The following is a 22,902-nucleotide window of genomic DNA, read 5'->3' on the forward strand; positions in this document are numbered from 1 at the left end:
GGATAGAAGATGGGTGATCCGAATGTGCTCAAACAGCTGCGCGCCAGTTTGCACTCTTATTCTCTGCTTTACGTGGAAGATAATGAGGGATTAAATACCCAAGCAACCATTCTATTTAAAAAGTTTTTCGATAACGTCATCTCTGCGTATGATGGAGAAGAGGGGCTAAGGCTTTTCCAACAGCATCGTCCTCAAATCATCATTACCGATATTAATATGCCTAAAATGGACGGGTTGAAGATGTCCGAAGCCATCCATGAGATCGATTCGGATAGCATCATCATCATTACAACGGCGCATGACGAACTCGAGTTTCTCCATCAATCTATCAAAATAGGTATTTTTGATTATCTTACCAAACCGCTAAAAATCGATACGCTCGTCGACACCTTTACCCGATGTGTTAGTATCCTCACCGAATCGTTTCATCGCAAAATTTTTAATGCCAATCTCCATGCCGTGTTTAACTATCAAAATAATCTGGTTTTGCTTTTGCATGAGCGTAATGTGGTGATCGCCAATCAGCCTTGTCTCGATTTTTTTAATGTTCCCAGTATCGAGGCACTTCGGAAGCGGTTTCATTCGTTCGGTGAAATTCTCCTTGAACATAAAAGTTTTGTTTACGATCATGAATCAATGCAATGGTTCGAACATATCTCTTCCCATCCGGGAAGAGTGTTTAATGTTAAAATCGCAGATTCACAGGATATTTCGCACCATTTTATCCTCACGTTTCAGAGTGTACCCGAGAAAGAGGGGTATGCCGTCCTCTCACTGAACGATGTGACCGAACTGGGATTGCTGAACCTCTATGATAGCAATGCGGTAGAGCGGGAGAGTATCGTCAAAGATGAAAAAACGGTACGTGCGCTGATCGAAATGGCGATGCGCGGCGGTGCAAAGCTCAAAGTGCATAACCTCTATAAAGGGCTGAATATTACCAATGACGGGTTGGTCATAGGTATCGATAAAAAGAAGATCACTCTCAAAGCTCCTTATGTTCAGCTCAAAGCGATGCAGCATGAAAATATTTTTTATCTCACCTCCGAGCTTTTTCCGATGGCGATTTTGGCGGAGGGGATTAAACGGATCGATTTTGACGATCAAAGTGTTGTTTTTGATCATTATCGTCTGGTTCAGACCTCTCCGACGCGGAGAGAGGCGATACGGGTTACCCCTGATAACAATATAACCGTAACGGTGCTGTATGAAGAGCGAAAATTTGAAGTCGATTTGGAGATTATGGACGTTTCGCTTCGGGGGATGAGGATCCAGTTTCCCTCTCTCCCCGCCGGATTTATGGAGAAACACACTGTTATTTTAGACATCGTTATCACCGGCGATATGCGTCCGCTGATTATCAATACTTCAGCGGAGGTTTTTCGTATCAATGAGATGAATCACCGTTTTGAAGTTGTTTTTATTTACGATTTGAATCCTCAGGGGCATAAAAATATGATCGACTATATCGCAAAACGGCAAATGACATTAATCCGCGAATTTAAAGGAATACAATATGAAAAATGAAACGCTTCTTTTTGATGATGCTCACCACAAATGCATTATGTTTAGTCTCGAAGATGAAGAACATGAAGCGTACTCGTTATCGGTGAATCAGTTTTTGATCATACAAAACGGCAGTGCGGTACTTATCGATCCGGGGAGCAGAGCTATATTCAGCGAGCTTTACGATGCGATTTCCCGCCATATCGATCCTTCGCATATCAAATACATATTTTTCTCCCATCAAGATCCCGATGTGGCGGGTGCTATCGATCAATGGAGTGTCGCCACGTCGGCAAAGCTCATCATCTCACAACTTTGGGTCAGGTTTATGGGACATTACGGTCTGATGGATATGGATCGGATTATAGGGCTTGAAGACCACGGCGGACAAATTTCGTTCGGGAGTGATTATCTGAGATTTATCCCCGCCCATTTTTTACACTCTCCCGGTAATTTTTCACTCTATGACAGTCGATCTAAAATCCTTTTTTCGGGTGATATCGGTGCGGCGATCGCCTCTCCTCAAAACCTTAACAAAAAGGTAGATAATTTCGAGGAACATAGAGCGTTTTTGGAAGGGTTTCACAGTCGTTATATGGCATCGAACCGTTTTTGCCGTGCATGGGTCGAGTGTGTCCGCCGCTATGATGTAGCCACCATCGCTCCTCAGCACGGGTCACTCTTTCATGATCAAAACGTCAAATATTTTTTAGAATGGTTTGAGCGTGTCGAAGGGGGAGCGGAACAGTGTGAAGCACTTTATGGGTGTGGCAATCATGAGAGTAACTGAGAACGATCATCGGATTGACTCAAACTCTCTCTTTATCTCATGGCTAAGGGAAAATGAAACGTGGTTAATGGAGCGGATCCTCACCTACGCAAAACAACATAACTATACGAAGTACACCTCAACGCTGCTCGAAGCATGGAAAATTTCTATCGTAGGATTAACCGATTCTCTGGAGCTGTTGATGCAGTCGCATCCTGTCCCTCCGGCATTGGGGCCTGATGATCATTACAACGATGATCCCGCATCCGCGTTTGGACTTCTCGAAGCACAGCGTCACCGTAGCCGAGGGGTCAATTTTGCGATGTTTATTTCATTGTTCAAATACTATCGCCAAACTTATCATGATTTGATCGAAGAAAACAAAGAGCTATTTGAGGATCCGAAGTTTTATTATGAGTATGTCAAACAATTTTTTGACCGCGTAGAAATTGCTTATTCCATCGAATGGCATGGACGAAGCTCGGAAGAACAAATTTTTGAGCTTTCTGAGAAAAATCGTCATCTAACGAATGAAAAAAACCTCTATTTGACCGTTTTCGATTCGTTCTCTTCGGGTGCTATTTTACTCGACTCGTTTGGGGTGATCACCAACTATAACCAAAGTGCGAGTGAAGTGCTATTTGATCAAAAACAATCCAGCGGCCATTATTACTACATGAAAAACAAAACGATATCGACTCCTGAGTGGATATTTGATGCTATGGGTGATTTAGGGGAGCGGGAGAACTACCGTTTTACCTATGAAAAAAAAGGGCATGAAGGAATACGGAGCATTTATGATGTTTTTATACGCCCTTTGGATGATGTAAGCGGAAAATTTTCGGGTTACGTGATGATTCTCAATGATATTACCGAACTTGAAAGTGCCAGAGAACGGTTTGATTTGGCCATCAACGGATCACGTGACGGTTTGTGGGACTGGAATCTTCTCACCAATGAGGTCTATTTTTCACCTCGATGGAAAATGATGCTGGGATACCGTGACGAAGAGCTTACGAACCATTTAGAAACATGGAATGCACTTGTTCATCCCGATGATTTGGATGAGGCTATTCGTGCAATCGAAGCGAGTCTCGCTAGCCCCGGAGTTGCGTACGAGAATATTCATCGGTTACGTCACAAAGAGGGGCACTATATCTGGAATCTGGATCGGGGACAAGTCATTTTTGATGAGACCAATAAGCCGATCCGTATGGTCGGGTTTCATACCGATATTACGCAGCATCAGCAGATGTTAGAGGAGATACGCAATACCCAAGATATGATGATTGCCCAATCGCGCCATGCCGCAATGGGAGAGATGATCGGTATGATTGCTCATCAGTGGCGTCAACCCCTGAGTACGATATCGATGGCAATTAACAACTTCCTGATTGATCTCGATCTCGACGGACTCGATCCCGATCAGTGCAAAAAAAATGGAAATGAGATATTGTCGCATATCAGCTATCTCTCTCAAACCATCGATGTCTTTCGCAATTTTTTACGTCCAGACAAAGAGAAAGATACCACTCGAATCATCGACATTATTAGAGAAGCCGAAGCGATGATCGGTGCGAGTTTGCACAATAACGGTATTGCTTTGGAGATTGTGAATGAATCCGAGATCGTCGTTGAGATTTATTCACGCGAACTGCTTCAGGTGATTATCAATATTGTGAACAATGCCAAAGAGGCGTTGGTGAGCAATCAGGTGCAAAATAAGAGGATAACTATCCATGTTTTCGATGATAAGGGGTACGTGGTGACCCGATTATGCAATAACGGGGGAACGATACCTATCGACGTGATGCCCCATATTTTCGACCCTTATTTCTCCACAAAAGATGAAAAAACGGGTACGGGTTTAGGGCTATATATGTCCAAAACAATTATAGAAAAACATTTGAGCGGGAAAATCAGCGTCGAAAACAGTGAAAACGGAGTCTGTTTTACAATACGGCTTTTGGCGAAAGAGGGGTAGTCTTTAGAAAATTGCCACACAAATGCAACACTATTAATGCATAATTTTGTTATTCAAAATTAAAAGTGAGACATTATGTGTAGAGTAAATCGAAAGCGCTATCGAAAAGTATTTGAAGAGAAGGTCTTTATAAATGAAGCTATCTTCACTCGCTAAACTCCAGTATCTCAATATCGTATCTATCATTGTTTTTGCAATCGCACTGGTTATTGAAGTCATTACCATCGGTTTTGACTGGATACGACTTTTAAATCTAATTAATTTTGCAATCGCATGGGCTATTTTTATCAATATACGTAAAGTACAATCAACGATTCACGCTATTGCCGAAACGATGAAAGAGATCGAACAAGGGGACATGGAGTCACGGATTATTAGGATCGATGAGCATGGCGAATTACGGGCATTGTGTCTTAATACGAATAATATGATCGATCAGCTCGAGGTTTATATGCGTGATACGTATGCCGTCATCGAGGCATTGAGCCAAGATCATTACTATCGAATGGTACAGGTTTCGGGTTTGAAAGGGGCATTTAAACGCTCTGCCGAATCGATAAATTTGAATGTCTCCAAAATGAAAAGGAGTCATGAAGCGCTTAAGCTCTCTGAGCTTGACGGTAAGCTGGCTGAAATAAGCCGCTCTACCAACGGTTTGGACGTTATCCAAAAAGATTTGGTTACTACTTTGAGCAATCTCTCCGATATCGCGTCAATCTCTACCAGTACGGCCGCGCAATCTTCTACGACGGTCAATGAGATCGAAGAGGTATCCCAAAATCTTTTGAATTTGAGTGAATTGGTTCAAGATTCGAATGAGGCGATCAATACCTTTACTCTGCGTGCGGGGGATATTAACTCGGTTGTGAATATTATCGAAGACATCGCAAAACAAACCAATCTCTTGGCTTTGAATGCGGCAATCGAAGCGGCACGTGCGGGTGAGCAGGGGAGAGGGTTTGCCGTCGTTGCGGATGAGGTGCGAAAACTTGCCGAAAAAACGCAAAGTGCAACGGGTGAAATATCGATTGCGATTCGGACGCTTCAAGAGGATACGATCGCAATCCAGTCAGGTTCGGAATCGATAAATAATATTGCCGTTCGCTCCAGCGCCATGATCCAAAATTTTAATGAGACGATTCATCTGTTTAATACCGATGCCCTCCAAACCGCTTCAGTCGTACGGGATATTGAATCCACTGCATTTGTTATTTTGGCTAAGATCGACCATATGCTCCTGAAAGGGTCGGCGTATAATGCCGTCTATACCCGCTCAATCGATGAGGATTTTTTGAATCATCATAACGGTCGTATTGGGCTATGGGATGAAAAGGGTGAAGGTAAAAAAGATATAGAAGGGGTCTCTTCCTATCATAAAATTATGAAACCGCATAAAGAGATCCATTCGATTATCGGTGAGATTAAAGAGACGATTACGGATATTGCATTTTTAGGTGAAAAGTGTGATGTGATTACGGAGCAGTTTAGACGTATGGAAAACTCTTCGGAGGAGTTGTTTAGACAACTAGATTCAATGTTGAATGAAGCTCCGGTGCAGTTGTGTCGTTAAATTTTTGTATAAATATATTTTCAATCGGATATGATATTAAAAGAGTAATAAAAGGTTTTAGAATGGGATATGTGTTAAATCTTAGAGAAGTGACGTACGCTCTCTCGGAAGCACTCGATTTTGTTGGGATCGATGATACGATGCACGGCAAGCGGGTCGGATATATGTCTGCCGAAGTCGCGAAAAGGTTAGGATGGTCGAAGGATCGGATTGATCGTTTGATCCTTATGGGGATGTTGCATGATTGCGGCGTCTCGTCAACCGATGTGCATCATCATCTTGTGAGTGAACTCGATTGGGATAATTCTCAAGTGCATTGTGTTAGAGGTGCCTTTCTCCTTCGAAAAGTCCCTTTGTATGAAGATTACGCCGAGGTGATTTTATATCATCATACCCATTGGAATCAGCTTCCTCAGACGCTCAATTTGCAGACAAAAGAAGAAGCTAATCTAATCTATTTGACCGATCGGGTAGATGCGCTGAGAGTTCAGCTAGGATCAACAACGCTGCAGGAGAAAGGAAAAGTCAGGGAGACGATTCAAAAATATGAGGGGGAGATGTTTTCACCTAAGTTTGTGGAAGCTTTTAACGAAGTATCTCAGGTAGACTCATTTTGGTATTATCTCGATCCCGAATCACTGGAAGGGTATTATGATGATTGGATCATCCAATCCGATTCATCGGATGTAGCGTTTCAAGAGCTGAAAAATATTGCCATGATGTTTGCGGAGATTGTCGATGCAAAAAGCCCGTTTACCGCTAAACATACCTATGGCGTTGCCATACTGGCTCGCTATCTCGCAGGTTTGTACGGATTGTCGGAAAAAGAGCAGGAGACGGTAGAGCTTTCGGCATTTTTCCATGATTTGGGGAAACTTCGGGTAGCGGATGCTATTTTGCATAAAGCGGGGCCGTTGGATGATGAAGAGAGGGCACAAATGAATCGGCACGGATTTGATTCCAATGTTATTCTGCGTAAAATTAAAGGATTCCATGAGATTGCCAAGATCGCATCGATGCACCATGAGACATTAGACGCGCAAGGTTACCCTTACCATCTAATGGCGGATAAGATCCCTATAGAAGCGAGAATTTTAGCGGTAGCCGATATCTTTCAGGCGTTGGTACAAGATCGCCCCTATCGGGTCGGTTTGCATGCGCAGGAGGCTTTAGAAATCCTCAACACGATGCGCAATCTAAAGCTTGATGATGCGGTTGTCGAATTGGTGCAACAAAATCTAAATACCTGTTACACGCGAGCCATGTATGCCGAAAAGTTTTAATATATTTCTACGAATAAATAAATTTAAGCTGGCTGGTATCATGGCGCGGTATCGTAATGGTAAACGTCGTCTCATTACCGGATACGTTCAGAGAAAGGTTCCCTTTAAATTCCTGTGTGACAATAAGCCGTGCGATATGCAGACCGATTCCAAACCCTTCGCCCTGTCCCTTTGTCGAAAAATGGGGTTCGAATATTTTTTCTCGTATCGATTCAGGAACCCCGCCTGCGTTATCTTTGAGGATAAACTGTATGGAAGCTTCATCACTTTTGGCTTCAAGCGTGATGCTTTTGGGATAATCGAGCGCCATAGTTTTAAAAGCATCTTTGGCGTTGGCAATGAGATTCACCAGAACCTCTTCAAAGTCGGTTGAATAGCCGTGGAGAAATTTATCCTCTTCCAGTCCGATGAGTCGGCAATCAATCCTTTCAAATTGGAGCTGATCGGCAAAAAAAAGTTTAACCCGATCCAGCATGGCGTTAATGGAAAACGGCTCTTTGCCCCGATGCGTTTTGCCCATATTGAGAACACTTTTTAGGATCTCCGCCATCCGCTGAGATTGTTCTGAGATCATTTGGGTACTTTTTTGAATGGATGCGGAGGGGACGGAGGGCTCAAGGGTAGATTGAATCGAGAGATTGATGGCTTCCATACTGATAAGATTGAGCGGTTGACGCCATTGGTGGGCGACCACGTTGAGAGAATCAACAGAACCTGAACGGTGGGAACGCATTTTTAACGCCTCTTGATAGCGTAGTGTATCAACGTGTTCGCGGAGCATCGGCAAGATCATTTCACACAGAGAATCCGATCCATTTTGCAAAAGAGGAAAAGTGACACATTGGGTTATCAGTGCAACCGAACGGATATACTCTTCTTTTCCCCCTCCACAGATAAGAATCAGGACCATTTTTTTTCCGAGAGAATGGAGCGTTTGAAAACTCTCTAAATGATGTTTTTCAAAAGTTTCGGTTTCTAAAACAACCCCTATGAGCTCTTCAGAAGCGAGCAGCAACGGATCAAAGAGGTGAGATTCAACAGAAAAATAAGAGCGGAGATGATCGTTAGGAACAAAGTGCGAAGCGGTATCTTGCAAATGGAGTAAAAGCGGTAGTTGATTATGCACGGTTCACCTCAAATATTTCTCCGGCAAAGGCCCCTTCGAAAGCGTCTATTTTTGCTTCTTTAAGCCATTGCAACTCTTTTTCCTGTGTTATTTCCGGAGCGATAGCCTGAGCATCTGTCATATGGATTATCTCTACTGTTTTTGCAATGACCGATCCGAAATAGGGTTCTTTCAACCCTTTTTTAACAATATCAGGATGGAATTTGATGAAATCAGGATGGAGATCCAGAATAACCGGAAGACTGCATTCACCTATTCCGAAATCACTTATCATAATTTTAAATCCACTTTTTTGGAGGGATTGGACATACTCAAAAAGGACTTTATTTTGGAGAATTTTGATTCCGTCGGCGATGTGAAAGCATATATTTGAAGGGATGATATTATTACGAGAGGCCCAAAACTGAATATAGGAGAAGATAGATTCATCGTTGAGTTCAAAATCACTCAAGGTTAGGATAACCGGCTTTTGAGAAGGCAAGGTGTGGATGAGTTCAAACGTATGCCGTATCATCGAACGGGTAATCATCCCTACCTGACCCATATCGATGGCAAGCGATGAAAAGGTTTCAGGGCCGTATAGTTTTCCCTCTTTTCGAATTTTAACAATGCTCTCATACGCAAAAATTTCGAGACTCTCTGTATGGCGTATCGGTTGAAAAAACGGGACAATGTTCTCTTCATGCAGCGCATCAAATATCATTCGGAGAATTTCTCGGCTTTTAACCAATGCGGAGGTTTCATCTTGATCGCTTAGGGTATAAACGCTGTATCCGCCGCCGATACGATCGGGTACTTTTTCAAGTGCCAATTTCGAGTTAAGCAATATCTGCTCTTTTCCATACGCAATACCGATAGAGAGACTGGAATTTAGGACAATCCCTTTTTCCGAAGTGTGAAAATATCGTGCGACGGAGATCATACTCGAAGCGATGGTGCTCGCTAACTCTATCACTTTATCTTCCAAGACGAGACAAAACTCATCGTTTCCGATTCGGTAAAATTCCCCTCCCGTATCGACAGACATACTTTGTAAAAGGGCGGAAAGCTCTGTGATGTATTCATTGGCAAAGACCTCCCCGACAAATTTAAAAATATTATTGAGATGGTTGACTCTGATCCGTAGCAACGTGAACGGGGTTGTTTCTAACGTCTGGATTTTATTAGCGAGTTCTTGAAAGCTTTTCCATCCTGTTACCGGATCGGTATCGAAAGATACGATCGTATTATTTTTGGTCGTTGAGGAGAAAATTTTTTCTAAGCTTTCAAACAATTTCGGCATGGCAAGGGGTTTAATGAGGTACCCCTCAACATCCAGTCGGATTGCTTCGGCCATGTATTCAGCTTCATCATGGGCCGATAAAATGAGGATGGGTTGTTGGGAGCTAAGGGAGCGAATTTGTTTTATCAGGCGTAATCCGCCCATTTTAGGGAGTTCTAAATCGGTGATAACTACGGTAAAAGATTCCCCTTTTTCATGTTTTGCATTAAAGAGATTATAGGCTTCTTCACCGTCGGAGGCAATGATGCACTCTTTAAAAAAGACTTTGAGTATTCGTCCGAGCGATTCGGCAAGTTCGTGATCATCATCGATAATCAAGACGTTACGCGATTCGGATCCCTCTTTGAGTCTTTGGATTTCGTTAGGCATGATCTAACCTTTTCATTGTGTAGCCGAATCCGCGAATATTTTCAATTAATTCCTCTTTGAGTTTGCTTCTTACTCGATTGACTAAAGAACGTATGGTAGAAGGTTCTGCTTCTTCTCCGTCCCATACGAAAGAACGGATACTCTCATCGGTCATAATCTGTCCTAAGTTACTGACAAACATAGTAATCAGCGAGAGCTCCCGTTTTGTAAATTTTTGGATGATTCCGTCATAAAAAAGAAAGTTGTTCTCTTTATTGAACGTGTAATGCCGGCTAAGGTGGATCATCGGATCATAGACCGTTTTCGTAGGGGGTTGTATCTGACTCGTGAGGTGTGCTATCCGTATGTCGAGCTCTTTGAGATTAAACGGTTTTTTTAGATAATCACTGCATCCGGATGAGAATGCCTCGGAAATATATTCTACGTCATGGTAGGCGCTGATGATGATTTTAGGAGTTTTCGGATATTTCACCGCGATCACTTTTAGACACTCTAGTCCGCCGACAAGAGGGGTGTTGATGTCGAGAATATAAAAGTCGTGTTCGAGTGTTTCGATCACTTCTAAAACCTCTTGGCCGTTATCGTAATGATCGACGAGATGCCCGCGAGCAAGAAGATAGGTTCTGATGGAACGTGCCAGCATGAATTCATCTTCCAGAAGCAAGATTCTCATTCATCGACTCCATTTTGCTTTAGTGATACTATTGTAGATGAATTGTGTTGCAAGAGCGTCGCATTTTTGAAGATATAGCGAAAAGAGGTCCCCCGCAGAGTCGTTGAAGAGATCTCGATTTCAATCTCCTCCTCGTCACAAATATGGGCGACGATGCTGAGCCCTAAGCCGTATCCCCCTTTGTGATCCGATTCACGGTGAAAGCGGCGAAAAATCTTCTTCTTATCCTGAATCAGCGGCCCGTAATTACGAACTTCAAAAAAGAGTTCCCCTTTGCGAATTCCTACCGTTATGTTGATCTCACTGGGGCGGTAGGAGTATTTGATTGCATTGGAGAGGGTATTATCGATCAAACGGGAGAGTTTCAGCTCATTGACATGGATTGAGGGAAGATTCGGCTGACCGGTACGAAGGGCAAGAGAGAGTTCGTTGACTTCGGCGATACAGGTGAAATAGCGTACACGCTCATGAATAAAATCGACCAGATTAATCGTCGTTTTGTGATCGGGCACCCGATCTCGTTTCATGAGATAAGTCATATCTTCATAGCTGTGCTGAATGATTCGAGAACCCGCTTCAATTGCATTAAGAAACTCATGATCAATCCCGTTCATACGGAGAAGATCGATATTGGTAATAATCACGGAGAGGGGTGTGTGGATCTCATGGATCGCATTTTTTAAGAACTGATCTTGTTCGTCAAGGAGTTTAAGGGCGTACTCTTTTGAGTCTTCGAGCATTTTACGGGATGCTTCAAGCTCAAGATCATAATTAATCCGTTGCAGCAGTGTGATGAGGGCATTGAAGAGATCGTCTTGGTCGATAGGTTTAAGGACAAACCGATCTACTCCGTAGCGGATCGATTCGATAAAAATCTCCCGGTCTTCCGTACCGGATATAGCGATGACTTTTTGGTGGGGATCATCTTGTTTAATACGGCGAATCAGATCAATCCCGCTATCGCTTCCCAAATGGATGTCACTGATGACGATAAACGGCTGCAATGATTTTTGTAGCTCATCGTAGGATTCAAGCGCATCTTTGAGAGTGAAAGCGGTATGGATGGTTGTAAAAAAATGGGAAAGAAGACGTTTGAGGCTCTCACAAACGTTTTTATCATCTTCTACGATGAGTAAACGTTTCTCTTTTGCGAGCCCTTTTAATGCGATGACAGCATTGTTCATATCTATCTCTTTTGATTGTATTAAATGATTATAGCTTAACTACTCTTATCTTAGAGAGATTGGATAAAACGCATTGAAGGGTTATAGGGGATCGCTTGCCCGAAAAGATATCCCTGTGACTCGGTGACTCCCATCGAGACAAGCATCGATTCAACCGATTTATTTCCGACAAATTCAGCGACCGTCTTGACGTTAATTTTCTGAGCAAACGATGCGATAGTTTCAACGATAGTTTGGGAGAGGAACTCTTTTTCAATATTGACGATCAGCGAACCGTCGATTTTAATGTAATCGATATTCAGTTTTGCCAGATGTTCAAAATTCGAATATCCCGACCCGAAATCATCGATTGCGATTTTGCATCCGTAGTGTTTGATACGGTTTAAAAAATGACCCAGTTCATCATACGAATCGATCCCTTCGGATTCGAGCAGTTCAAAGACTAAACGTTCCGGTTCCGGAAACTCTTCGATTTTTTTGAAAAGAAACTTGCGAGTCAGAGGATTTTTGATATCGTTTATGGAGAGGTTGATGCTGATTTTACATTCAGAATCTCTAAAATCATCCATTGCTTTTTGGATAATCATTTGACTGATCTGGTTATAGGTTTTTGTCTCTTTGGCAACGGATAAAAAGAAAGCGGGAGTGATGATCTCCCCCTCCGGCATTACCAAACGTGCCAATGCCTCATATTTAATAATTTTTTTGGTGTGGTTGTCGATAATCGGCTGATAATAGGGGTGAAAACGATCCTCTTTTAATGCCCGTTTGATATCGTCTTTGCATTTGAGTTTATCCGAGCGTAATTTGTCTTTTGATTTATCATCGGTATAGACGACGACTCTTCCCAAACGTTCAGCCTCTCTGAGGGCAATATCGGCATTGGAAAGAGAGACTTCATCTCTTTTATCGACAATACCGATGGTCATCTCCAAATACATGAATTCGGTATCTACCTGAATTTCACGCTCTTCAAACATGTAAATGGTTAATCGGGCTAACCGTTCCAAATCATAGCTGTTCATCGGTGTCAGAAGGGCAAAATGGGTTCCGCTGATACGGTAGAGGGACGCATCGTCGAGACCGGAAATCATCTCACGTAAGAAATCGGCACTTTGGCGAAGAATCGAGTTGCCGACTTCATACCCGTAAAAGTCGTTTAGATTTTTAAAATCGTTAATTTTAAACAAGGCAAGCGACACATCGGAGCGATTGACAATATCCTGCTCAAATTGTCCCAGCGTATAGAGCCCCGTGGTACGATCGATCATGTAGAACTGAAGTAACTCATTGTTCTTTATCTCTATCAGCTCTTCGAGATGTTTCTTATAATGGATACTCTCTTTTTTGGAAAGGATACGTGAGGCAACTTTATAGAGAAGCTCTAGGGTTTGTTGCGGTTGTAAGGGCTTTAGTAAATACCCCTCTATCCCTAACTCTATTCCGCGCAGAAGCATAGGAGACTCTTCATACGCCGAGAGTAGTATGATTGCCTGAGTCGGCTGATTCTCTTTGATTTTTTCGACCATTCTCAGCCCATTCATATACGGCATTTCGATATCGCTAATAATCAGATCATACGGGTGTCGTAGTGCCGCGTGCAACCCCTTTTCGCCATCGCTTGCCATATCCACCCGAGCGAAAAAACGCTTTAAAAGATTACCAAACTCTTCTCGTATCAACGGATCGTCTTCGACATAAAGGACACTGAGTTGTTTTCCGATATCAAGCAGCGCTTCGAGTGACGTTCCGAAAAGATCGGTATTAGTAGACATCGTACCCCTTTGTAGGACTGTTTTTCGGAATTTTAATGGCAAAAGTAGTCCCTTTTTCATCGCTGCAAGCAATAATACTCCCTTTGAGGTGCCTTTCAACAATGATTGCCGACATATAGAGTCCCAAACCGGTTCCGTTTTTTTCACTTTTCGTACTGAAGTAGGGTTCAAAAATACGTGCGATAATGGTTTGTGGAATTCCCCCCGCATTATCGGAGATAAAAAACAAGAATGAATGCTCATTTTCATCCAAATGAAACCGTATCACCGGATACTCGGTATGCTGATCGGCAAAAGCATCTTTTGAATTGTTCAGAATATTGATAAAAACTTGCAAAAGCTCATTTTTGTAGGTAATAAACGGTGTATCATCTTCTCCTTCAAAGATAAGGGAGATACGACGATTCAGAAAACTTTTTCCCATTATGGTAGTCAACTCTGTCCCTATTTCTCCGAAGGTAACGGTTTTCGGAAGTTTATTCGGACGAAAAAAGTTCCGAAAATCATCGATGGTTCGGGAGAGAAAATGGATTTGTTTGTCTATCAGCTGCAAATCGCTTATGAGTTGTTTTTCTTTAATATCCCCTAACTGAACATCCAACAGGGTATTGTTGGTCAGCATTCCGATGAGGGTAATGGGTTGACGCCATTGGTGAGCGATCATTCCGATCATTTCACCCATAATGGCCAAACGTGATTGCGAAATCATCAGTTTTTCGGTTGCGTGGTTCCTATTTTTTTCCTTATCGATCTGTTGTGAGAGACTCAGATTTGAACTGCACAGTTTTTCGACACTGAGGCATGCGTCAATCGCATTAGAGAGTTTGATGCGGAATGCCGAGAACAACGTTGCGAATGCGTCAATATCGCTTTTAGGGGTAAATAAAAAAAGAAAATGCCCTTGTTTTACAGGAATGTTCAGGATTTTTCCCTCTTTTGTTTCATGGATTGAAAAGGAATCGGTCTCATACTCAAAAGATTCAGACGGGGAAATCTCTTTTCCGGAATGGGCCAAGGTTGCATTATGTATGTTCTTTTCGAGGTATTTCCCCCCCTCCGCTTTGGCACATCGCACAAAAGTTTCAAGTACTTCTGTGAGCATTTCATCCAAATTAAGAGAGTTGCCGATGGCGTTGACACACTCGTACGCGATGAAAGGATCATTCAGTGTTTTCATAGGTACACTATAATGATTTAGTGTTGCAAATACGTTGCATTTCGTTGGAATAGTGTTTGCCACACATTTGCAACACAAAGGTGCTAAAGTTTGGTAATGTTGTTAGAGAAAGGTCTTTTTAGGGTAAATGATATGGAAAATACCAGTAATAAAAATATCTTAATTATCGACGACAGTGCATTTGTATTGAGTATTATCGAAAAAGCGATTCTCAAAGATATCGAGAATATCACCATCCATAAAGCACAAAGTTTTGCTCAGGCGAAAGAGATTGTAAACGATATTTTTTTTCATGCGGCCATTGTTGATGTCGTATTGCCCGATGCAAAAGACGGGGAAGCAATCGATCTGAGTATTGCGTTAGGGATTCCGACGATTGTATTAACGGGGACGACCGATTCGCACCTGCACAGCGATCTTATTTCTAAAAATATTTTTGAATTGATTTTGAAAAATAACTCCAATAATATCGCGTACGTTGTTTTCGCCCTCAAACGCATTTTAAAAAATTACATGACCCATGTCATGATTGTCGATGATTCCAAAAGTATGCGGAGTTTGGTTAGCAGACAGCTCAAAAAACTTCATCTTAACGTTTTTGAAGCGGAAGACCCGCTGGAAGCAATGATGATATTAGAAGATAAAAACAACCATATTACGCTGATTATTACCGACTATGATATGCCGAATATGAACGGATTGGAATTTACGTTGCGTCTTCGACAGCATTATCGTAAAAATGTTCTCAGTATTATCGCTCTCAGCGGAGTGGATGAACAAGGGCTAAGTGCAAAATTTCTTAAACACGGAGCCAACGATTTTCTCCATAAGCCGTTTGAACAAGAAGAACTTTTTGTGCGGGTTAATTCAAATCTTGAACTGTTAGACATGTTTGATTATTACGAAGAGTACGGAACCAAAGATTTTTTAAGCGGGCTTTATAACCGTAAATACTTTTTAGAACAATCAGAGCGGATGTTAGAGGAGGCGAAGCGGCATGATTATGAGGTTGCACTGGCTTTTTTTGAAATAGATAATTTGCGAGAGATCCATAAAGAAAGCAGTTTTTGCGGGAGCGATATGATCCAAAAAAACTTTGCGGAGATGCTTCAAAAAAGCTTTCCGTCTCCCATGCTGATTGCACGTTTTTCAGATGAAAAATTTAGTGTTTTAGCGATAGATATCAAAGGTAATATTTTTGACGATGCGCTCGAAACCCTCAGGGTAAAAGCGGCAAAAAGTCTTACGCAGGTTCAAGACATCTTAGTCTCTTTTACCGTTTCCGGCGGTTCCTATGAGGGAAAAGTATTGAGTATAGATGAACTTATTCAAATCGCCGAATCAAATTTGCAAAGTGCACAAAGTACCGGACGTAATAAAATCGTTTCGTTTCAGTCGAATACTCTGAGTGATGAAGCGTTTGAGGGGCTATTCATTTAGTCCGTATTTTTTTGTCAAACGTTCGTAATCGTTATCTTTACCGAACTCTTTGAGATAGAAAGCGACGATAGGCTGCGCGGAAGTGAGTTCACGTTTCTGAAAAAGGGAGTCAAGGCGGTTGTAGGCGGATTGCCGTATGCACTCTCGGATTTTCGATTTGAAACGTTTTACGTTATTGAATGGGGAGAGAATACTTTGGGTCTGCTGGATATCCCCTCTTCCGACAGAGATCATGGCGATAGAGACCGCTTTATCAAAAACCTTTTCGTACTCTACAAAAAAATCAACCGATTCGAGAGCAGGGTACATTCCGACCAGTTCATACGCTTCCGCCATTTTGTTGTCTTGAATCAATTGCGCTAGTTTTCTCCGTATTTGCACCTGATGCGCGAGACGTGAGAGCTGCTGTTTGTAGGGGAGAAACGGAACAATCTGTTTTATGGTTTCGACGGCTTCGTTGTAGCGTTGAGTATTGATATAGAGTTGGATTTTCTCGATATTGTTTTCGGCAATCGTACACAGCTTTTTATAAATATCTTCATTTTTGAGAAGAGGGTGCTCTTCGGTTAGGAGAAAATAGCTTTTGAAATTTCTCTCTTTGACATAATTATCGGCTTTTAAAAAGACAGGGTATTTTTTGATTAATGAGAAAATAATCTCTTTTTTCGAAGCAACTTTACCGAAGGGTTTAAGAAGTTCTTGCGCTCTCGGAAAATTACGGAGCGGATCGGCGGCAATAATTTTTTTAGCTTGCGCAAACGTTTTCGTAAAAACAGCTTCAAGTTTTCGTGCACTGTCTGTTTTATGGAGATACGGAGAGACTTCAAGCAGAGCATACGCTTCCGGATAAAGCTTTTTCTCGACCAATTGTCTAAATTTTTCAAACTCTTTTTGTTTTTGAAATAGAAAGTCGAACTCTTTTTTACGCGATACGTCCGACAAGAAAGGGGCTGCCGATTCCATTGCGTTAGCGGTATTTCCGACTGAGAATTGCTCACGTATCTCATGCAGTAATTTCTCCCAAGCTTCTTCAAACATTTGAGACATAGGATGAATGGTGAGAAAAACATTTTTATCAAGACATTTTTTGGCAGAGGGGTAATCGTATTCCGCAAGGGCTTGGGAAAAATCGTCTATGTAGGCGAATAAGTCTACCACATAGACGTATCCGTTATTAAATCCGACGAGTAAATAATTATCATTGATTAAAAGCGATGAAATCCCTTTTTGATCGAGTTTTACATTAGCGAAGATCGTATTATCGGAAAGTTTGACGATATGGACATAACCCCCGCGTGTTCCCACAACGGCATAACGAAACGTACTGTCTATGACACAACAGGTAGGCCAAGTGGGGAAGATCGCTTTTTTAAGGACGGTGTGTTCTCGTAAGTCAAAAATATACGATACGCCGTCACGGCTGATCGCATACAAACAGCGGGAGTCTTTAAAAAACAAAGAGTCTTCGATGACGTCCCCGAGATAGGTATTTAGAATTTCGGTTTGATAGCGAATATCGATGACATGAAGCGAGTGATCATAAGCGCTGTAGGAGAGGTATCGTCCGCTCTCATTGGCGGTAAGGTGAGCGATGTAATCGGGAAGCGAGCGGAGTGACATTAAAAGATGGGCATTTGCGGAACTGTACATATAGACTTTTCCATCGGTTCCACCGGTGAAAATATATTCACCGTTTTCTCCTCCGAAGGTCATCACTTCCGATCTCTGATCATGACCGTAGAGGAAGATCTTTTCCCCTGAGATGGATTTTGCCGATGCCGTTACATTTCGGATAGAGTTAGCAACCCCTTCGGAAGAGACGGGTGGGAGAGTGTAGCATACGGCACAACTTCCGTTAGTGTCAACGCTGTAAATACCGGACCCCCGTGTTCCGAAAGCCGAACTTTTTTGATAAGGGTGGAGGGGAGATGCTGAATTGTCGGAGATGATATGGGCGCGAAGTACCCATGTAGATTTATCGATGGAATATAAAAAGTGTTTGTTATCCGTGAAAAAGATTGAATTTTGATTAGCATGGAGAGCGATAATACTCCCTGCCGCTTCAAATGACTTGGTTACTTTAATCATGGGACCCTATCTTTGCGCTTCCCGATGTGACCGAATATTTATAGGAAACACTTATATTTCAACTACTATACTAACGCGTTAGTGTTGCATTTGTGTGGCAAATTTTTGATCACTTTTATTTAGGAAGCTAAAAGGTTTCTCCGCTTTTTGTCTCCGGATAAAAAGGTTGTCAATTTTTTGCATTCAGACGATACTTCGTCGAGTTTTTTGTGTTCATTCGGAGGAACACCTAAGGTTAAACACACTTGATCGTAATCTTCATCCCATCCGAAACATTTATGATAATTATCCAGTAAAGCGCGCTCTTCTCCTAAGGGGGCATAGAGTTCAATCTCGTGAACCAACGCTTTTTTGAGCAAGCCTAGATTTTTCTCTTCAAAAAAACCTATTGTGGCGTATGGAGCAATGATCTCCAACGTTTTGGCTACATCTCCTTTTTTAGCGTAGACAAGAGCGGGAGTCATTATATTGATTTTGTGCGCTTCGATTTGGAGTCTAAATATTTCGGTAGTCCGTAGAGCAGGGTGTTCAGATGCCAATGCGTAGAGTTTAACGAGATTGTTCGCTTTTGCGGCATTTTCAAATGCGTCGAACGCTTTAATCTGGGTTTTAAAATCATTGCCGGTGGAGGCAAACGGTTTGAGGCGTGTTAAATTTGTGGCAAGCATTTCTGCTTCATGCATTTTACCTGCGGCAATCATCATCAATATTTTATCGATCATCGATTCTCCGTGATTCATGAGACGGCGATAGATTTTTGTTTGACGTAAAATAGGGAATTTTTCGGTGATTTCCATAAGCGATGCGTAGTTATTAGCCGAAGCGTACGAAACCAGCTTTTTATAGTTTGTTTCGAGAATCTCTGTACTGGGGATAAGTTCATGAACACATTCCGTACAGGCATCCGGTACGGATTCGATATACTCTTTGAATTTGACAGCGTCGACTTCCAAAAGTTTGATTTCATGCATTAGGTTATTCAGACAGTTGGAACGTATTTCATGAAACTCGCGAAGATGCCCTAATAAAGGTGCACTGTCAGCCGTTTCGCACGCTTGCTGCGCATTTCCCTGAGAAATATTATCCATAAACGGTGTGATCTCTTTGGAATCATAGAGGGTTTTCATGAGCTCTTTGCGTATCGCACCGTCTGCAATGATAAGGGAGACGATCGCTTCATACCCTTTTTTCTCATCAGACGTAGAGGGTAAAAAGCAAAAAATAGTTTCATGATGTTTTTCGATTTGTTTGCACAAATCATTGTTTACAAAAACCAAAGGGCTCTCTGCTACGAGAACACAGAGCTTGGCTATATTGCCCGATTCGAGAGCTTTAGTGGCTTCTTGGACGGCTTCATGCAAGTCAATGACGATACAGTTTCCATTGGAAAAACCGACAAAAACATGGTCGGACGATGCACTCACAGAGGTAATTCCCCAATGATCGAAACTTATTGATCCTAATTTTATTCCGTCTGAACGGTTGTAAATCAAGAGCTGATTACTCCGAGAACCGAGCAAGAGAGCATATTCGTTAAATCCGCTGGCAATATGAGTCGGCCACTCCATGGAAGGATCACCCAAAAACTGTTGTCTAAGCATGATATTAAATACGTAGGTAGAACCTGAACGGCTAAATCCTAAGACTTTATTATTGTCTGATGAAAAGATGATTGCTTCGACAATGTCGTCTATACGAAAAACATGCCCTATTTTTTGGGTATGGGTATAGAATAAATGGACTTTTTTATCCATGGTCGAGATAGCGAGTTTTGTTCCGTCTTTTGAAAACGCGGCACAAACAATTCCATCGGGGAGCTGTAATTCATCCAACGTTTTGTAGGTGAGAGAATCATATACTTTTAATCTTCCGGAGATATTTCCGATGGCGAAGAAGCGGCCGTCATCGCTGAAACGGACGATATCCGGTTTGGCCATCGGAACGGTTGAGAGAAGTTTTACGGGATCAAGCGATAAAAAAAGGACACGTTCATTAGAAGGATCGCAAACCAAGCCGAATTTACCGTTGTTAGTAATGGCGACTGAGTTGCCGTAACGGTTGGGATAGGATTGAATCCCTTTCATATTTGCATGTTTTTGGTAGTGTCCATCAAGCGAATAGCGATAAATAATGGGTGTCGAATCGATGAGAATAAGTCCCGATTCATTCACGGTTGATGCAACTATACTTCTTAATGCATGTAAGGATGTGTATGACAATAACATTGTATTACCTCCAAACGGATTCCATACGTTAATTGTTTCATTTTAGTGTCGCAAATGTGTTGCAAAATTACCGTTTAAAGAAGAATTTTGATCCATATTTATATCAATTTCCGTTATAATAATTAAGAATCAGTGTGTAGGGGTTGAATGAAATATTTATTATTATTTTTTATGATGGCGTCATCACTTTTTTCTCAAAATTCTCTCGAAAAAGTCTCTCTTCAACTGGATTGGAAATATCAGTTCGAATTTGCGGGATTTATTGCTGCAAAGGAAAAAGGGTTTTACCGTGAAGTGGGATTGGATGTCGAGTTCCGCGAATATCGAAACGGTATTGATGTCGTGAATGAGGTACTTCAACGCAAAGCGACTTACGGTGTCTATAACTCAAATCTCTCCATCGAAAAAGGGAAAATTAAACCGATCGTTTTGATGGCGACGTATATGCAGCAGTCTCCTTTGATTTTCGTCGCACGAAAAGGGATAAAAAAACCTATCGATTTGATCGGGAAAACGATCATGGTAACGGATAGCGAACGCAAAAATAGTGCAATATCCCTCTTGATGTCCCATTTTGGGATCACTGTGGAGAATACCCGTTTTGTAGAGCACACGTTTCGAGTCGATGATTTTATTAACGGAAAAGTAGACGCGATGAGCGCATTTCGTTCGAATCAGCTTTACGAACTGGATCGTGCAGGGGTCGAATACACGATTATCGATCCGGTAGAGTATGGATTTGTTGTTAGTTCGGGGAATCTTTTTACCTCCCAAAGAGAGGCGATAGAACATTCAGATCGTGCACAGCGGATGGTAGATGCGACGAATCGCGGATGGGAATATGCGATTAAAAATCCTAAGGAGATGATCACGCTTCTCAAAACTCATTACGGTGTCCAAAAATCCGAAGAAGCACTGCACTATGAAGCACAAGTGATCCATCAACTTATGTTGGGGGATCTTTATCGAATCGGTGAAGCCGATACGGAGCTGACAACACGATTGTTTAAACAGCTGATCCGTGCCGGAATTATTGACCCGACACAGAAATTAGGGAAGTTTTTATTACGTGACGTTGCGGAAAATGTTTCGAAAAAACTCAATTTAACGGCTGATGAACAGGGGTATCTCCTTCACAAAAAAAAGATTTTGATGTGTGTGGATCCGGAGTGGTACCCGTTCGAAGCGATTCGTGACGGAAAACATATTGGGATTGCTGCGGATGTGATGCATCGTTTTGAAAGTGAGCTAAAAATCTCGATAGAACTGGTTCCTACCCGTTCATGGGATGAGACGCTTCAATTTGCACGAGAACGCAAGTGTGATATTTTTTCACTCGCTTCTAGCACTCCGAGCCGACTGGTGTATATGGATTTTACCTCCCCTTATGTTACCCTCCCTATCGTGATGGCGACAAAGATGGATCAACCGTTTATCGATGATATCGGAACACTGACAGGGAAAAAACTGGGGGCGGTAAAAGGGTATTCGATTACGGAACAGCTTAAAATGGCTTATCCGAATCTCACAATCATCGAGGTGGGATCGATTAAAGAGGGGCTCTCTATGGTAGAGCGGGGAGAGCTTTACGGTTACATCGATAACCTTATGGTGATCTCCTCTTATATTCAAAAAGAGCATACCGGACAGCTTAAAGTATCGATGCGTCTGGAAGACAGTAAAGTGCAGCTGGGGGTTGGAACCCGAAACGATGAACCGTTGCTCAACTCTATTTTTGAAAAATTAGTGACGAATACCGACGAAGCCGATATGCAGGATATTTATAATCGATGGGTATCGACGGTCGAAGAGGTTCCATGGATCGATAATGAAATGATGATGAAAATAGGGATTCTTTTCGGATTAATTATTGCGGCATTTTTATGGCGTCATTACATCATTAATCGTTACAATCGAAAACTTTTAAAACTCTCGGTTACCGATAAGTTGACAGGGCTTTATAACCGTCAAAAAACCGATCAGCGATTGATGGAAGAGGAGAAAAAAGTCAGCCGCTATCGGAATCATCATTGTGCGATCATGATGATCGATGTAGACTACTTTAAAAAAATAAACGATACGATGGGGCATCAGATAGGCGATGAAATTTTAATAGAGATAGCCACTCTTATGAAAAATAATTTCCGTCAGAGCGATATTATCGGGCGCTGGGGCGGTGAAGAGTTTATGGTTATTCTTCCGCATACGACTTCTGATGAGGCAAAAGAAGTGGCAGAAAGTTTCCGCAAAAAGGTTGAAACACACCACTATCGCGGTGCTATTAATGTCACCGTCAGCATCGGTGTAGGAGAGTTATCGCATAATGAAAGTATCCATGAATGTGTTGCCCAAATTGATCAGGCTCTATATGAAGCGAAAGCCGGGGGGCGTAATAGAGTGTGCTCAGTTTTGAAGGTAGAGTCGTGAGAATTGGGTATCATGATAAAATTA

15 protein-coding genes are annotated in these 22,902 nt (G+C 42.0%); 7 read left to right on the forward strand and 8 right to left on the reverse strand.

The annotated features are described in order from the left end of the window. Window positions 1–9 precede the first annotated feature (9 nt). The 5 genes from RMO68_RS06115 (at window position 10) to RMO68_RS06135 (ending at window position 7,112) form a co-directional block, all read left to right on the forward strand. Window positions 10–1,527, forward strand: coding sequence for a response regulator (locus RMO68_RS06115; RefSeq protein WP_310439838.1), 1,518 nt, complete (start codon window positions 10–12; stop codon window positions 1,525–1,527). Continuing rightward, entirely contained in the window at window positions 1,517–2,296 is a 780-nt protein-coding gene (locus tag RMO68_RS06120; RefSeq protein ID WP_310439839.1) for an MBL fold metallo-hydrolase, read from the forward strand. Before RMO68_RS06115 ends, RMO68_RS06120 begins: the two co-directional genes overlap by 11 nt. Further along, a complete protein-coding gene (locus RMO68_RS06125; protein ID WP_310439840.1) occupies window positions 2,256–4,259 on the forward strand; it encodes a PAS domain-containing protein in 2,004 nt (667 codons plus the stop codon). Before RMO68_RS06120 ends, RMO68_RS06125 begins: the two co-directional genes overlap by 41 nt. A gap of 133 nt (window positions 4,260–4,392) precedes the next feature. Further along, window positions 4,393–5,829 carry a methyl-accepting chemotaxis protein gene (locus RMO68_RS06130; protein WP_310439841.1) on the forward strand — a complete coding sequence of 479 codons (1,437 nt, stop codon included), beginning with the start codon at window positions 4,393–4,395 and terminating at the stop codon, window positions 5,827–5,829. 62 nt (window positions 5,830–5,891) lie between these two features. Next, entirely contained in the window at window positions 5,892–7,112 is a 1,221-nt protein-coding gene (locus tag RMO68_RS06135; protein ID WP_310439842.1) for an HD-GYP domain-containing protein, read from the forward strand. Between the two features lie 7 nt (window positions 7,113–7,119). Here the strand turns inward: RMO68_RS06135 and RMO68_RS06140 are convergent, their stop codons facing one another. From RMO68_RS06140 to RMO68_RS06165, 6 genes are read right to left on the reverse strand one after another with little or no spacing between them, the layout of a single operon-like run. Then, window positions 7,120–8,238 carry a HAMP domain-containing sensor histidine kinase gene (locus RMO68_RS06140; protein WP_310439843.1) on the reverse strand — a complete coding sequence of 373 codons (1,119 nt, stop codon included), beginning with the start codon at window positions 8,236–8,238 and terminating at the stop codon, window positions 7,120–7,122. Next, the gene (locus RMO68_RS06145; RefSeq protein WP_310439844.1) at window positions 8,231–9,889 is read right to left on the reverse strand and encodes an EAL domain-containing protein; all 1,659 of its coding nucleotides are present in this window, start codon (window positions 9,887–9,889) and stop codon (window positions 8,231–8,233) included. The genes RMO68_RS06140 and RMO68_RS06145 overlap by 8 nt, the downstream gene beginning before the upstream one ends. Next, window positions 9,882–10,562 carry a response regulator transcription factor gene (locus RMO68_RS06150; RefSeq protein ID WP_310439845.1) on the reverse strand — a complete coding sequence of 227 codons (681 nt, stop codon included), beginning with the start codon at window positions 10,560–10,562 and terminating at the stop codon, window positions 9,882–9,884. Before RMO68_RS06150 ends, RMO68_RS06145 begins: the two co-directional genes overlap by 8 nt. Beyond that, entirely contained in the window at window positions 10,559–11,746 is a 1,188-nt protein-coding gene (locus RMO68_RS06155; protein WP_310439846.1) for a hybrid sensor histidine kinase/response regulator, read from the reverse strand. The genes RMO68_RS06150 and RMO68_RS06155 overlap by 4 nt, the downstream gene beginning before the upstream one ends. 50 nt (window positions 11,747–11,796) lie before the next feature. Then, on the reverse strand, window positions 11,797–13,521 hold the full coding sequence (locus tag RMO68_RS06160; protein ID WP_310439847.1) for an EAL domain-containing protein: 1,725 nt from the start codon (window positions 13,519–13,521) through the stop codon (window positions 11,797–11,799). Next, the gene (locus RMO68_RS06165) at window positions 13,511–14,698 is read right to left on the reverse strand and encodes a HAMP domain-containing sensor histidine kinase (RefSeq protein ID WP_310439848.1); all 1,188 of its coding nucleotides are present in this window, start codon (window positions 14,696–14,698) and stop codon (window positions 13,511–13,513) included. Before RMO68_RS06165 ends, RMO68_RS06160 begins: the two co-directional genes overlap by 11 nt. A gap of 132 nt (window positions 14,699–14,830) precedes the next feature. Here RMO68_RS06165 and RMO68_RS06170 point away from each other — a divergent pair, with 132 nt between their 5' ends. Beyond that, window positions 14,831–16,138 carry a response regulator gene (locus RMO68_RS06170; RefSeq protein WP_310439849.1) on the forward strand — a complete coding sequence of 436 codons (1,308 nt, stop codon included), beginning with the start codon at window positions 14,831–14,833 and terminating at the stop codon, window positions 16,136–16,138. Here the strand turns inward: RMO68_RS06170 and RMO68_RS06175 are convergent. Next, window positions 16,127–18,226, reverse strand: a complete 2,100-nt coding sequence (locus RMO68_RS06175) for a WD40 repeat domain-containing protein (protein ID WP_310439850.1) — start codon at window positions 18,224–18,226, stop codon at window positions 16,127–16,129. The two genes, RMO68_RS06170 and RMO68_RS06175, sit on opposite strands and share 12 nt — an antisense overlap. 119 nt (window positions 18,227–18,345) lie before the next feature. Next, the gene (locus tag RMO68_RS06180) at window positions 18,346–20,451 is read right to left on the reverse strand and encodes a WD40 repeat domain-containing protein (protein ID WP_310439851.1); all 2,106 of its coding nucleotides are present in this window, start codon (window positions 20,449–20,451) and stop codon (window positions 18,346–18,348) included. A gap of 147 nt (window positions 20,452–20,598) precedes the next feature. Between RMO68_RS06180 and RMO68_RS06185 the strand changes: the two genes are divergently transcribed. Beyond that, a complete protein-coding gene (locus RMO68_RS06185; RefSeq protein WP_310439852.1) occupies window positions 20,599–22,878 on the forward strand; it encodes a diguanylate cyclase in 2,280 nt (759 codons plus the stop codon). Window positions 22,879–22,902: the final 24 nt, after the last annotated feature.

Origin of the sequence: Sulfuricurvum sp., from assembly GCF_031427015.1 — a bacterium.
Taxonomy (GTDB): domain Bacteria; phylum Campylobacterota; class Campylobacteria; order Campylobacterales; family Sulfurimonadaceae; genus Sulfuricurvum.